The organism is Erwinia sp. HDF1-3R, from assembly GCF_039621855.1.
Taxonomy (GTDB): Bacteria; Pseudomonadota; Gammaproteobacteria; order Enterobacterales; family Enterobacteriaceae; genus Erwinia.
The window spans coordinates 827,254-840,503 of sequence record NZ_CP155071.1 but is presented as its reverse complement, the minus strand read 5'-3'; the positions used below and the strand labels follow the sequence as shown (position 1 = coordinate 840,503).

General features: G+C 55.4%; 10 protein-coding genes and 5 pseudogenes. 3 read left to right on the top strand and 12 right to left on the bottom strand.

The window, feature by feature from the left end; genetic code table 11:
• Positions 1-892: 892 nt before the first annotated feature.
• The 6 genes from AAGR22_RS03865 to AAGR22_RS03840 all read right to left on the bottom strand — a co-directional run bounded on the left by AAGR22_RS03865 (position 893) and on the right by AAGR22_RS03840 (position 6,493).
• Positions 893-1,666, bottom strand: a complete 774-nt coding sequence (locus tag AAGR22_RS03865; RefSeq protein ID WP_345830389.1) for a TatD family hydrolase — start codon at positions 1,664-1,666, stop codon at positions 893-895.
• Positions 1,667-1,719: 53 nt separating this feature from the next.
• On the bottom strand, positions 1,720-2,772 hold the full coding sequence (locus tag AAGR22_RS03860) for a patatin family protein (RefSeq protein ID WP_345830387.1): 1,053 nt from the start codon (positions 2,770-2,772) through the stop codon (positions 1,720-1,722).
• 155 nt (positions 2,773-2,927) lie between these two features.
• Positions 2,928-3,089, bottom strand: coding sequence for a DUF1328 domain-containing protein (locus AAGR22_RS03855; RefSeq protein ID WP_071995405.1), 162 nt, complete (start codon positions 3,087-3,089; stop codon positions 2,928-2,930).
• A gap of 133 nt (positions 3,090-3,222) precedes the next feature.
• Complete coding sequence (gene osmY, locus AAGR22_RS03850; protein ID WP_067706851.1) at positions 3,223-3,819, bottom strand: molecular chaperone OsmY; 597 nt, start codon at positions 3,817-3,819, stop codon at positions 3,223-3,225.
• A gap of 305 nt (positions 3,820-4,124) precedes the next feature.
• Positions 4,125-5,714: a peptide chain release factor 3 gene (gene prfC / locus AAGR22_RS03845; protein ID WP_067706855.1), complete on the bottom strand. Its 1,590-nt coding sequence runs from the start codon at positions 5,712-5,714 to the stop codon at positions 4,125-4,127.
• A 131-nt stretch (positions 5,715-5,845) separates the two neighbouring features.
• Positions 5,846-6,493, bottom strand: coding sequence for a DNA-3-methyladenine glycosylase I (locus AAGR22_RS03840; protein ID WP_345830381.1), 648 nt, complete (start codon positions 6,491-6,493; stop codon positions 5,846-5,848).
• Positions 6,494-6,698: 205 nt separating this feature from the next.
• Here AAGR22_RS03840 and yghU point away from each other — a divergent pair, with 205 nt between their 5' ends.
• The gene (gene yghU / locus AAGR22_RS03835; protein ID WP_067706863.1) at positions 6,699-7,565 is read left to right on the top strand and encodes a glutathione-dependent disulfide-bond oxidoreductase; all 867 of its coding nucleotides are present in this window, start codon (positions 6,699-6,701) and stop codon (positions 7,563-7,565) included.
• Between the two features lie 70 nt (positions 7,566-7,635).
• On the opposite strand, the pseudogene AAGR22_RS03830 reads toward yghU, so the two are convergent.
• The 4 genes and pseudogenes from AAGR22_RS03830 to tri1 form a co-directional block, all read right to left on the bottom strand.
• Positions 7,636-8,025 (bottom strand): annotated as a pseudogene (locus AAGR22_RS03830) (SDR family NAD(P)-dependent oxidoreductase); the annotation flags it as partial.
• Between the two features lie 492 nt (positions 8,026-8,517).
• Positions 8,518-9,222: pseudogene (rhuM, locus tag AAGR22_RS03825) on the bottom strand (RhuM family protein); the annotation flags it as partial.
• A gap of 159 nt (positions 9,223-9,381) precedes the next feature.
• Positions 9,382-10,282, bottom strand: a pseudogene (locus AAGR22_RS03820) (IS3 family transposase).
• A gap of 111 nt (positions 10,283-10,393) precedes the next feature.
• Positions 10,394-11,479, bottom strand: coding sequence for an ADP-ribosylarginine hydrolase Tri1 (gene tri1 / locus AAGR22_RS03815; protein ID WP_345830378.1), 1,086 nt, complete (start codon positions 11,477-11,479; stop codon positions 10,394-10,396).
• Between the two features lie 279 nt (positions 11,480-11,758).
• On the opposite strand from tri1, the gene AAGR22_RS03810 reads away from it, so the two are divergent.
• Entirely contained in the window at positions 11,759-11,980 is a 222-nt protein-coding gene (locus AAGR22_RS03810) for a hypothetical protein (protein WP_345830376.1), read from the top strand.
• Between the two features lie 225 nt (positions 11,981-12,205).
• On the opposite strand, the gene AAGR22_RS03805 is transcribed toward AAGR22_RS03810, so the two are convergent.
• Entirely contained in the window at positions 12,206-12,640 is a 435-nt protein-coding gene (locus tag AAGR22_RS03805) for a hypothetical protein (protein WP_345830374.1), read from the bottom strand.
• A 254-nt stretch (positions 12,641-12,894) separates the two neighbouring features.
• A pseudogene (locus tag AAGR22_RS03800) lies at positions 12,895-13,077 on the bottom strand (hypothetical protein); the annotation flags it as partial.
• Between AAGR22_RS03800 and AAGR22_RS03795 the strand changes: the two are divergent.
• Positions 13,037-13,233 (top strand): annotated as a pseudogene (locus tag AAGR22_RS03795) (SymE family type I addiction module toxin). The pseudogenes AAGR22_RS03800 and AAGR22_RS03795 sit on opposite strands and share 41 nt — an antisense overlap.
• Positions 13,234-13,250 lie beyond the last annotated feature (17 nt).

The following is a 13,250-nucleotide window of genomic DNA, read 5'->3' as shown; positions in this document are numbered from 1 at the left end:
ACAATCCCTGCGGTTGACGGGCAATCCGCAGCGCTGCGGCGCAGACGGAGGGCCAGGCGAGGGCAGCAGGGATGCTGCTCTCAGGGAGCGGCGGGCAGGACGCCCGCTCGCGACCGGGCCGTCCGGCCTGGAGCCGGAGCCAAAGGCACCACGCAACGCGTGGCGTGAGGACGCCCGGCAAACGCTGGGATTGTCCACCGGCATCGCAGGTATTGCCCAAACAATTAACCGGCAACCGCTGGGATTATCCACCGGCAAAGCCGATATTGCAGCCGACACAACCAACCGACAAGCGTTGGGATTTTCCCCTATAAATTTTTGCAGCCAGGTGACCACATCCCGGGGACGTTGGGTGTGCAGGAAAGAGCGGTTTGGATAGCTTAATACAGCTCCAAAGCCTGCGAGTTTACAGGGCCTGACTTGAAGCACCTCCGAAGCCCGAGAGGTGGACAATCCCTGCGGTTGACGGGCAATCCGCAGCGCTGCGGCGCAGACGGAGGGCCAGGCGAGGGCAGCAGGGATGCTGCACTCAGGGAGCGGCGGGCAGGACGCCCGCTCGCGACCGGGCCGTCCGGCCTGAAGTCGGAGCCAAAGGCACCACGCGAAGCGTGGCGTGAGGACGCCCGGCAACCGCTGGGATTATCCACCGACACCGCAGATATTGCAGCCCAAACAACTGACCAGCAACCGCTGGGATTGTCCACCGCCACCGCAGCTATGACAGCCCAAACAACTGACCAGCAACCGCTGGGATTGTCCACCGACACCGCAGCTATGACAGCCCAAACAATTAACCGTCACACGCTAAGGTTTCCACCGACACCACTCACCGGCACACGCTGGAACAGTCCTCCGGCAAAGCCGAAATTGCCCGCCAGACATCGCCCCGCGCTCAAAGCGCAAACAGCGCGCGGGTATTCTCCCGGATGGTATCGGCGATCTCCTCTGGAGATTCCTCGCGAATTCCACACAGACTCTGCCAGACATTTTTAATCCGCTCCGGCCGGTTGGGCTGCCCCTGAAAACCCTGCACCGGCATATCGGGAGAATCCGTCTCCAGAACCAGGGATGAAAGCGGCAGGCGGGAAAAAGTATTACGCGTCTTTGTCGCCCGCGCATAGGTCATGGTGCCACCCACGCCAATGGCATATCCGGCGCGAATAAAGGCCAGCGCCTGCTGCTCACTCCCGGCAAAACCGTGAACCACCCCGCGACGGGGAAGAGCAATGCGCCTCAAATGCATCGCCAGCTTATCGTGCGTACGCCGTGAATGCAGGATAACCGGCAGATCGTACTGCTTTGCCAGCCGCAGCTGCGCCTCCAGCAACGCCTCCTGACGCGCAAACTGCGGATCCTCCATATAAAGATCCAACCCTATCTCACCGATCGCCACCAGCTTCTTCGGGCGCAGCCGCAGCCAGCCTTCCAGCTGGGCCAGATGCGCCTCCTGAAAATGGCCAATCGCCATCGGGTGAATCCCCAGCGCCGCGTAAAGAGGCGCATAGCGATCGGCAAGATCAATGACGCCGGCAAATCGGTCTGCCGACACGCCAACCGCAATGATTTTCTCAACCCCTGCCTCTGCCGCCCGTTGAAGGCTTCCCTCCTCATCACCGCAAAAGGGACTGAAATCAAAATGACAGTGCGTATCAACGAATGATGCCATGTCCGCGCTCCCGCACTAAAAAAAGGCATTACCCTGCGGCACGCAGAATAATGCTAAGCCAGCGATTCATTATCGTAATCTGCATCATTTCCTGCCAGAGGATCGAGAATAATCTCCCGACGATCGGGCTGATTGGCGACAGGTGCAGCAGGCACCACCGATGTCCGACTCAGGCGCGTATCACTCTCTTTCAGCCATTGCCCCACCGTCGCCAGAAAATAGCGACCACAGCGGCGGCCAAGATGATAATCCTGATTCAACGACGACACGCGGCTGCCCAGCGCCATGCTGGCGAGCGCGTGTGGCGGGAATATCTCTATCACATTCACCTTGCCCGGCGGGTTATTGATAAACTGCTGGGTCTGCCGGTAGCTCTCCTCATGCAGCTGCATGATATTCACCAGCGGTTGCAGCGCACCGTCACTCAGCCAGCGCTCGACACGCTTCAACCACTGCGGCGTATAGGTCATTTGTGAAGGAACCGTGCGGATCACCACTATGGTCTCCGCCCCCCGCCGCGCCGCTTCGCGAACCGGGATCGCATCACTGATGCCGCCATCAAGATAGCTCACACCGTCAAGATCAACGCCGGGACGGTACATCCCCGGGATAGCGCTGGAGGCTTTGATAATATTCAGCCAGTTGGCGGCGGTGGGCGCAAAATAGCCCGGTGAATAATCATCGCTGCGGCAGGCGCACATATAAAACTCACGTCCGGAAGAGAACATCTTCTCCCCGGCTTCCATCGCCAGCGGAAACTCCTGCGAGGTGGTCTCCACCAGCCAGTCAAGATCGATCAGATGCCCGCCGCGCACGAAGCGCAGCGGGTTAAAAAAGAGTTTACTGGTGGTGTAGCGCGTAATCACTCTGCGGGCATAGCCCGGCTGGCCGCAGATATAGGCGGAAAGATTCTGCGCCCCGGCGGAGGTGCCAAGCATCAAATCGAAAGGATTAAACTTCGCCCGCTGGAATTCATCCAGCACGCCTGCGGTAAAAATTCCGCGCTGCCCGCCGCCCTCGCAGACCAGGGCCAGCCTGCCCGGATGAAAGGGTGCCAGGGCAAGCGGTTCAATGCTACCGAGTGTAATAGGAATGCGTTTGCCCACGTTGCGAACCTCTGAGAATGATTTTTTATCAGGATACGCTGGGTGCGTTTTAACCGTTTGGCGGTTTTTGCTACAGACGTTTTTTGCGCAGGAAATGACAAAGACCAGCCTGAGCTGGTCTTCTGATAAAGCGTACTACTCTGTAGTGGTGCGGTCTATAACTTCTTGCGGCCAGTAAACAGGCTGATAAGGAAGATAATAATACCGACAACAAAGACAATTTTAGCTGCCCATGCGGCTGTACCAGCCAGACCACCAAAACCTAACGCGGCTGCAATGAGCGCGATTACCAGAAAGATAATACCCCAACGAAACATAAGCCTCTCCTTACCCTATATTGAAAATCGAACTGCTTGTGTTATTCATACCAGCCGCACGCGGCATGACGCATTTATAGTGTTACAGCTTCATCCTGCTGGCTCGCCTGCTGATGCAGGCGAGCCGCCAGTATTATTTAACAGTCAGGTCGTTCTTAACGCTTTTCACACCGTCGATAGCCTTGGCAATGCCTTCAGCACGTTCAGACTGTGCCTGGGTTTTCACCGTACCGGAAAGCTCAACCACACCGTTGGTGGTAACAACTTTCACGTGGCGTGACGGAATGATGTCGTCCGCTAACAGTTTAGCTTTAATTTCGCTGGTCGTTGCCGCATCACCGGCATAACCACTTACGCTTGCTTTTGTGCTGTCTTTAACGTGTAGTTTATCGCTGACGGATTTAACACCCTCGACTTTCTTCGCCGCCGCTACGGCCACTTCGGCCTGATCCTGCGACGGGACAAAACCACTCAGCGTAACCACGCCGTGATGAGTTTTGACCGAGATATCCGTGCTTTTAATGGCGTCGTTGTCTACCAGGGCGGCTTTCACCTTAGCAGTCACGCCGCTGTCATCCATGTATCCACCGACTTTGTTCATAGAGCTATCGATTTTGGAACCCGTGCTGTCAGAAGAGGTTGAGGTGTCCGCAGCCATCGCAGAACCGCCTACCAGCGCTGAACCAACCAGTACAGCCATCAGGGTCTTAGTAATCTTAGTCTTGTTCATCGATTTGTTCCTTCTCATATTATTGCACTCACAACTGTGAGGTTTCAGCCACAAACGGCGTGGCCTGAGTGGTAAGACGTTGCAGCAACCGCGCCGCCATGTTTTACGTCCTGTTGAAATCAATATAGTCGCTAATCAGGATTTCACCGCCGCTTGTGGTTGATATGATGGATAAATGCGCAAAAAAGAGATTTTTTAAGATGAGTCTGTAACTTTTGCTGAAAAAGAGAGAAAAAAGGGCCAAAAAAAAGCGATGCCGATGGCATCGCTTAGCGGAAGTAGCGTAATTGAAACGCAGGCGAATCTTAGTGCTCGCGGGTTTTACGGAACGTCACGTCGGGATAGCGTTCCTGAGTAATATTCAGGTTTACCATGGTCGGTGCGATATAAGTCAGGTTATTCCCGCCATCCAGCGCGAGGTTAACTTCGTTCTTACGCTGGAACTCATCAAACTTCTTCACGTCGCTGCATTCGACCCAGCGGGCGGTAGAGACGTTGATCGCTTCGTAGATCGCTTCAACGTTGTATTCGCTCTTCAGGCGGGCGACGACCACGTCAAACTGCAGAACACCCACCGCGCCAACGATCAGATCGTTATTGTGTACCGGACGGAATACCTGAACCGCCCCCTCTTCCGACAGCTGTACCAGCCCCTTCAGTAGCTGCTTCTGCTTCAGCGGGTCGCGCAGGCGAATGCGGCGGAACAGCTCAGGCGCAAAGTTCGGAATACCGGTGAACTTCATGTTCTCGCCCTGAGTGAAGGTATCGCCAATCTGGATCGTCCCGTGGTTATGCAGGCCGATAATGTCACCGGGATAGGCTTCTTCAACGTGCGAGCGGTCACCGGCCATAAAGGTCAGCGCGTCGGCAATCACCACATCTTTGCCAAGGCGAACCTGACGCAGCTTCATGCCCTTTTCATATTTGCCGGAAACCACGCGCATAAAGGCCACGCGGTCGCGGTGTTTCGGGTCCATATTCGCCTGGATTTTAAAGACGAAGCCGGTGAATTTCTCATCAACAGCCGTGACGGTACGCAGATCGGTTTCACGTGGCATCGGCGACGGTGCCCACTCCATCAGTCCGTCCAGCATGTGGTCGACGCCGAAGTTACCCAGCGCGGTACCAAAAAATACCGGCGTCAGCTTGCCTGCAAGGAAAGCGTCTTTCTCAAACTCATGCGAAGCACCCTGCACCAGCTCCAGCTCTTCCCGCAGCTGAGCCACCAGATCTTCGCCAATGGCTTCGTCCAGCGCCGGGTTATCCAGCCCTTTCACTATCCGAACTTCCTGAATGGTGTGGCCTTTACCCGACTGGTAGAGATAGGTTTCGTCTTTATAGAGGTGATACACGCCTTTAAACAGCTTACCGCAGCCGATAGGCCAGGTGATGGGTGCGCAGGCGATTTTCAGTTCGCTCTCCACCTCATCCAGCACCTCCATCGGATCGCGAATATCGCGGTCCAGCTTGTTCATAAAGGTGAGGATCGGCGTATCGCGCAGGCGCGTGACTTCCATCAGCTTACGGGTGCGATCCTCAACGCCTTTCGCGGCGTCAATCACCATCAGACAGCAGTCAACCGCCGTCAGAGTGCGGTAGGTATCTTCCGAGAAATCCTCGTGACCTGGGGTATCCAGCAGGTTCACCAGGCATTCTCGGTAGGGGAACTGCATCACCGAGGTGGTGATGGAGATACCGCGCTGCTTTTCCATCTCCATCCAGTCCGATTTCGCGTGCTGACTGGAACCCCGGCCTTTCACCGTACCGGCAGTCTGGATCGCCTGTCCGAACAGCAACACCTTTTCGGTGATGGTGGTTTTACCGGCGTCCGGGTGAGAAATGATGGCAAAAGTGCGGCGGCGGGCCACCTCTTGCATAAAGGGTGCATTCGACATGGAAGTTCTTCTGGTTGGATGCCGTGCTGCCGCCGCGCATAACGCGCCAGGCCAGCTTCACAGGCGATTAATCATCAATGGCCGGCATTTTCGCCGATCCGGCAGTGATAAACAATGCGTTTACCACGCCATTAACCGGGTCGTATCAGCATTTCCCGCTGCGCGCTGAATTTATCGCGGCACTGGCATCCCTCAATATGGTCGTTAATCAGCCCCAGCGCCTGCATCAGCGAATAGGTGGTGACCGGGCCAACCCACGTCCAGCCGCGCTTTTTAAGCGCTTTCGACATGCGTACCGATTCCGGGGAGGTTTTGGCATTCTTCCACCAGGCAAGGTCGACCGTTAACGGACGTTCCTCCGGGCGGGGCTCGAACTGCCAGAACCAGGTAGCCAGCGATCCGGCCTCATCCACCAGCTCAATCGCGCGCCGGGCGTTGTTAATGGTGGAGAGGATTTTAGCGCGATTGCGCACGATGCCGGGATCTTGCATCAGCCTGGCCACGTCTTCGTCGGTAAACTGCGCCACGGCATGGAAGTCGAAATCGAGAAATGCCCGACGAAAATTTTCGCGCTTATTATAAATCAGCTGCCAGGACATCCCGGAGTGAAAACCTTCCAGACAGACTTTTTCAAACAGCCGCCGATCATCCACGACCGGGCTGCCCCACTCATTATCGTGATAATCAGGCATCGAGGGCTGCCAGTAGCAGCAGACGCGCCCGTCGTCGGTCAGGGTCAGACCGGCCTGTTTCAGATCCTCAAGATAATGCTCGTCCATATGTCACTCTCTGGTTATGCGGAGAAAATTGCTCTTTCAGGATAAGCGCCGCCCGCGTACCGATGCTATATCTGACATCCGGTGTAACAACCGCGCCTGGGTTTTTGCACGGAACAACGCTATGTTTTAGTCCATCGGCGGCGTTATGTCAGGGGGCAATACCGCATAACGCCTCATTTATTCAACAAAAAAGGGCCTTTCGGTTATGAGCAATAACGATTATCAACCAGCCAAAGTCTGGTCAGAAAAGAAAGAAGCGGGCGGCACCTGGGGCAGTATCAACCGACCCACCGCGGGTGCGCGCAGTGAAGCTACGCTGCCCACCGGCAGGCATCCTCTGCAACTTTATTCACTGGGAACGCCTAACGGTCAGAAGGTCACCATTCTGCTGGAGGAACTGCTGGCGCTGAACGTTAACGATGCCGAGTATGACGCGCACCTGATCCGCATTGGTGAAGGCGACCAGTTCTCCTCCGGATTTGTGGCGGTCAACCCGAACTCGAAGATCCCGGCGCTGCTGGATGTTTCAACCCAGCCCCCCACCCGCGTATTTGAGTCCGGCGCGATTCTGCTCTATCTGTCAGAGAAATTTGGTCACTTCCTGCCGAAGGACGCGGCCGCCCGCACCGAGACCCTGAACTGGCTGTTCTGGCTCCAGGGCTCGGCCCCTTATCTGGGCGGCGGCTTCGGGCATTTCTACAGCTATGCACCGGTCAAAATTGAATACGCTATCGACCGCTTCACTATGGAAGCGAAGCGCCAGCTCGACGTGCTGGATCGCCAGCTGGCGGAGAACCGCTATATTGCGGGCGAGGAGTATACCATCGCCGATATCGCCATCTGGCCGTGGTACGGCGCACTGGTGAAGGGGCAGCTTTATGGTGCGGCGGAGTTCCTGGATGCCGGTTCTTATAAAAATCTGCTGCGCTGGGCCGATGAAGTGGCACAGCGTCCAGCGGTACAGCGCGGCCGCATCGTTAACCGCACCCACGGCGATCCGTCAGAACAGCTGCACGAACGCCACGATGCCTCGGATTTCGATCTGAAAACCCAGGACAAACTGGCTAAGTAAGCTGATTAAAACCCGCCGGTGGCGGGTTTTATCACTCGGGCGTGAAGGGTTTCATACCGCCCGCTGAGGGCGCGAATGTTGTGGCGCAGTAGACGGCGGCGGTCGGCGAGACGGTCAGCGCGCCAATAGAGGCAATATGAATAATATGCCCGGTTTTACGCGCCAGCATGGGCGTAAGCACGGCGGCAATGCCGTACAACACTCCCTTAATATTAACATCGACCATCTGCTCCCACTCATCCACCCTGAGCGACGCCATTGGCGACAGGGGCATTACGCCCGCATTGTTGATCATTACATCAATGCGCCCCCATTTCTCCAGCGCACGCGCGGCAAAGTGCTGCACCGATGCGCGGTTGGTGACGTCCAGCGCCTCTACGGCAACCTCTGCACCCGCTGCACTTAGTTCGGTCGCCAGGGCTTGCAGCCGTTCAACCCGTCGCGCGCCCAGCAGTAATAATCTTGCACCAAAGCTGAGGGCGCTGATTAATCATCTGCGTATGTGAACGGGCAGAGCCTGCTTAAAGCACCCAGCGTCCCATCTCAGCTAACTGAGTAGTAGTTAAAAGACTTAAAATTCCTGCCCCCCATTTCTGAGGAGTAGCCGCATCTTTCGCCGCGGTTGTTACCCGGATCTTCCCATCGCACAACGATGGCAGTAAGTGAAAATAAAACGGCCAGAGTTGCACAATCAGAAGATAAGCTTATGGTTTTGAGAGGGGTCATAAAAATTTCATATGTCATGCCTAAAAGCATTTTTTGATCACAGGAGTCGCATTTGATAGCTAGTGCTATTGAATTTACTGGGTTTTATCGTGGTGGATTTTGGGTGGTACTCCCTATTGTGCCCCCAAATGAATTTGCTTGTGAAGATCAGGCGCTCGAAGGCTACTTGTTGGTGTCGGTTTTCCACTGTAGTAAAACGGCGATATCCTTCTCTCCCTCGGCTTCTTTTACGCACCTCTTCACCTTTATAGCTGCTCAGCCCCATATGGGGCTGGTTGGCGTCAGCACGCTGATGGATGAGTTCAGCAGCGGTGTGGCCGGTACAGGCAAAATGCAGCTTGTTCTGGATGATTTGAAAAAACAGCGTTGTCTCTTTGAGTGAGGGTTGGTAGTCGGCGGCTAATGCGAAGATCTCCCGAACCCGCAAATAAACCCGACGCTCGCTGGCACGAATATCACGGATGCGTTCCAGCATCTCATCAAAGTAATCAGGCACTGCGGATGAACCCACGGGCGGGTTTTTAAGCCGCTCGTCATCCATCACAAAACCTTTGATCAGGTATTCCTGGAGCGTTTGGGTTGCCCACTGGCGGAATTGGGTCCCTCGGGGTGAACGAACACGATACCCGACCGCGAGAATGACGGGCAGACTATAGTGCAGGATATTACGACTTACCTGACGGGTTCCTTCCAGCTGAACTTGTAAGTAAGACTTACAGGTTGCGTTTTGTTCAAGTTCGCCTTCTTCATAGATTGCTTTAATGTGTTGCGTGATGGCTTGGGGACTAATCTGATAAAGGCTTGCGATGGTTGCCTGTGGGAGCCATAGCGTCTCTTGCTCAAAGCGACATTCAACGCGTACTACACCGTCATCGCTGGCAAACATAACAAATTCGCCTGCCGGGGGTTGGGTTAAATATTTATCTGTCATGCCGCCTCCGCTTACAGCTGGATCACAATGCTACAATCCGCTTAGTATGCCAGAGATTCCTTGTGAAGCTCATTACGCGAATAGCGTTTATTTTGTCGGCAACATGCCCGGATATCGCCCTCCTCCAGGTGATCCTACCCACGTAATGTGGACACAGCCCTAAGCGAGGGTCTGGTTTTCAAACTGTTCCGGGCTGAGACCACCACAGGCACTGTGGCGACGCCAGCGATTGTAATCGCACTCAATATAATTAAGGCCCTGATAGCCCGCTGAGCAGTACTGTCCGCCCCTGTCCGTATGAACGATAACGTGCTCAGGCCGCTTACGTCGCCATAACGCCATCTGAAGCGCATCGCAGGCCAGTTGTGCTGTCATCCGCGGGCACATCGACCAGCCGATAACCATTCGCGACCCGAGGTCAATGACCACGGCAAGGTACAGCCAGCCTTCATCTGTACGTAAATACGTGATGTCTCCCGACCATTTCTGGTTCGGGCCGCTGGCATAAAAGTCCTGCTTCAGCAGGTTTTCAGAGACCGGTATGCCGTGCTCACAGTAACTGACCGGCCTGAAGCGGCGTGAAGCCTTCGCCCACAGCCCCTGACGCCGCAGGCTGGCGGTTATCGTTTTCACATTGTACGTCGCGCCCTGCGAACGTAGCTCTTCAGCCAGGCGTACCAGCCGCTGCGGGCGACACGCAATAACCGGCACATCGCCTTAATGCGAAATTCGGCCTGATGCTGTTCGATAAAGACATACTTCATTTCAGGCGCTTCGCGAAGTATGTCCCGGCCTTTTGGAGAATGGCCAGCTCTTCATCCTTTTCAGCGAGCTGGCGTTTAAGGCGGGCAATTTCGGTGGACATTTCCTGCTCGCGCTCAGAAGAATTATGCTGATTTTGCTGTTTGCTGCGCCAGTTATAGAGCTGCGACTCATAAAGACTGAGTTCGCGTGCAGCGGCGGCAACGCCAATGCGTTCTGCCAGCTTCAGGGCTTGATCGCGGAATTCAGGCGTATGCTGCTTACGGGGCTTCTTACTGGTTGATACGGACTTTGTCATGTGAGCTACCTCTGGTTGAGAGTTTACTCACTTAGTCGCGTGTCCACTATTGGCGGGTAAGATCAGAGGGCGCTGATTGATCATCTGCGTATGTGAACGGGCAGAGCCTGCTTAATCCGCCGGGTGAAATAATCTCTCTGCCATAGCGGCAATACGCCGCTCCTCTACCAGCCTCTCCCGCCATTCCTGAGGAATGCCCGCATAGCCATACAGCGCACCGGCAATCTGCCCGGCGGTGGCAGCAACGCTGTCGGCATCATCGGCCAGATTTGCCGCAAGCAGAATCGCGTCCCGGAAATTATCCGTATGCCACACCGCCCACATTGCCGCTTCCAGCGTATCAATTACATAACCACTTGAGCGAATTTGATCCCGCGTTTTCTGCTTGTACTCACCCGCGTTAATCAGTGCAGCCCGCGCATTTAATGGGCAAACGGCCGGTGAGAAGGCTTCATTTTTATCGCAGCCATTAAGCAGGCGGTGAAGGATTAACCCCAGTAAACGGCAGCTATCGGACGATTCGGCTGCACCGTGCGTTGCCCGCCCCTGCTGTTCCGCATCATTAAGCGTACCCAGCAGTGAGCGACGCTGGAAAATGGCTGCGGGCGCAAGCCGGATGATGGCCGCATTCCCGGCCGTCGCGGGATCGGTATTCCCAAACCATCCCGGTCCGTGCTTCAGGTATTCTTCCAGGGCGTAGCGAGTGGCATTACCAATATCGAAGCAGACGCCGTTAGCGCTATTTACGCCATAGCGATACCAGTTCACCAGTCGGTTACGAAAATCGGTCAGATCCAGCTTGCCCGCGTTCAGGTAGGTGTCGGCCAGGCAAAGCGCCATGGAGGTATCATCCGTCCATTCCCCCGCCGTTAGGCCAAAAGGGCCACCGCCAACCATATCCGTCACATGCTTTTGATCGCGAGGTAAAAACTCCAGCGTTGTTCCGACGGCATCAGCAACGGCCAGGCCGACTAACGCGCCTTTCGCCCGCGCCAGTAACACCTGCTCATCTGCTTTTGAGGGAAGCGCCAGCAGCCATAAGGGAAGCGGCTCCTGACCCGTTAGCCAGAGTGTATAGTCGGGTTGCAGAGTACTTTTCTGCACAAACCGATCGCGATAATCTTCCGGTATAGCGTTAAAATAGTTTTCAACGACGTAAGACGTAAGCCGCTGATTGTTCTCTCTTAAATCAATCATTGCAATGAGTCTCCATCCAAAGAGTGTGTTTACTCCTCATAACTTATTTACGATGATGGGCATTATTTTTTTACTCTGCAAGTAGGAAGCATGTCACAAGTTAAGACGGCGACCGACAAAGCCCCTGTGAGCAAGGCCTGCAACGATGATCGGTGTCGCCGTAAAACAGTTTTGTTAGCCGCATCTAATCTACATTGATTTTTCACACATCTTTCCGGTGCAGCCATTGATTCAACACGTTTATTTCAACGCTAAACCGCTTTATTCGGCGGCGGCATTTTGCCAATGCGGTCAGCCGTCTGCTGCGCCTGCATCTCATTCCTGGTATTGCTAAGGCTGCTTGCCGGGCGCGATCCGCTGGCAATGGAGCTTCCATGGCTCGACGGCAGTGGAACATCCTGCCCGGTTATCATTGATAAGTTGCTGCTACTGGCTGAGCCAGTGGTACTCGAACGGGTTCCGCTGACGTTGTTCGCATCCGGCTTCCGCCATGTATTGTAAATACCCTTTGTGGCATTCATCGCCCTGTTAGCGACATTTTGCAGGTGGGGGTTCGCGGCCGTGGCTCCCACACCGGCTAATCCCTGCATGAAATAGGCTATGCCTGCGGCAGGCAGGTTAGCCGCCTGCGCAGCCCCTCCCGCAAGGCGCGAAAAGCCGGATTGGTGCCACCAAGACCCACACCCAGCGCCCCCATCTCAGCCAACTGATTTGTAGTTAACAGACTTAAAATACCTGCCCCCATTTTTGTGGAGTAGCCGCATCTTTCGCCGCGGTTGTTACCCGGCTCTTCGCCCCGTTAATTATCTGACCCGATACTGAAGTATCGGACAGCGCCTGATAGCGCTCCTTCCAGTCGGTACGACCAAACAGGAATTCAGGGCCGTGAAGTTTATTGTAATTATTCTGCACTACGCCACTCATAGAGCCTGCCGCCACTGTCAGAATGGTACCCACTGACTGATTAGCGACATACCCTGGTTTTTTGGCGCCGGCGAGAATACCCACAGGGGGATTACGTGGATCGTTCTCTTTGAGCGTCTGGGTGCCAGCGGAAATCCCGCCAGTGACAACGTTACGGGCATTAAAACCCAGCCCACCCAAACCTGTCTGGCCAATCTTATGCAGTGCGCTGTCCCGCTTTTCCATTACTGACTGCATAAAAGGTTCAAGTTTCTAACCGTCAGCCTGCAGCCAGTTAGTGTCTTTGAGGCTGTCGGCGAGCAATTTTTCAAGTTTGGCCTTCAACCCTACTCAGGGCCAGCGCTGCTTCCCACTCTCATTCCGTAAGAGCCGGGCCGCTTTGTTCCGGCTCAGGCTGCGCCTGCCAGCTTTCCAGCGCCAGCAGCAACCGGCCCAGCGCACGTTTCAGGTCGCCCTCTTCCAGCCCCAGTTCTACCGCCGTCTGCCGTGCATAACCCGCCGTGCGATCCCGGCAGATACAGGTGCGCGGGGCAGATCACCAATCCTGCGCCCGTAGATCTCCCCATCTGACCATGTAGATTCTTGACCGGCACGATCAGCGACCCGGCGAAGTGCTCATGCCCGCTTTCCCACATGATCCCCAGCGCCTGTAACCGGTGGCGGATCGCCGCGCCGCAGATCAGCATCATGGGCAAGTGGCTGGCGGAGGCGGGTTTTCCGTAGGAATCGGCGTAAGCCTGACGGTGCTGGACGGCTGTCTGCTGCTGATCCCCGACAGCCGCGAAGAGATGCGGCTGCGGGTAATGGAGCAGCAGCTGAATGCGCAGTAGCAAGAGTTGGAGTAGGC

Excerpts from the sequence above, each read along its gene's own strand:
- AAGR22_RS03865 (WP_345830389.1), bottom strand. The coding sequence starts at position 1,666 with ATGGCATCATTCGTTGATACGCACTGTCATTTTGATTTCAGTCCCTTT.
- AAGR22_RS03855 (WP_071995405.1), bottom strand. The coding sequence starts at position 3,089 with ATGTTTCGTTGGGGTATTATCTTTCTGGTAATCGCGCTCATTGCAGCC.
- osmY (WP_067706851.1), bottom strand. The coding sequence starts at position 3,819 with ATGAACAAGACTAAGATTACTAAGACCCTGATGGCTGTACTGGTTGGT.
- prfC (WP_067706855.1), bottom strand. The coding sequence starts at position 5,714 with ATGTCGAATGCACCCTTTATGCAAGAGGTGGCCCGCCGCCGCACTTTT.
- AAGR22_RS03840 (WP_345830381.1), bottom strand. The coding sequence starts at position 6,493 with ATGGACGAGCATTATCTTGAGGATCTGAAACAGGCCGGTCTGACCCTG.
- yghU (WP_067706863.1), top strand. The coding sequence starts at position 6,699 with ATGAGCAATAACGATTATCAACCAGCCAAAGTCTGGTCAGAAAAGAAA.
- tri1 (WP_345830378.1), bottom strand. The coding sequence starts at position 11,479 with ATGATTGATTTAAGAGAGAACAATCAGCGGCTTACGTCTTACGTCGTT.
- AAGR22_RS03805 (WP_345830374.1), bottom strand. The coding sequence starts at position 12,640 with ATGCAGTCAGTAATGGAAAAGCGGGACAGCGCACTGCATAAGATTGGC.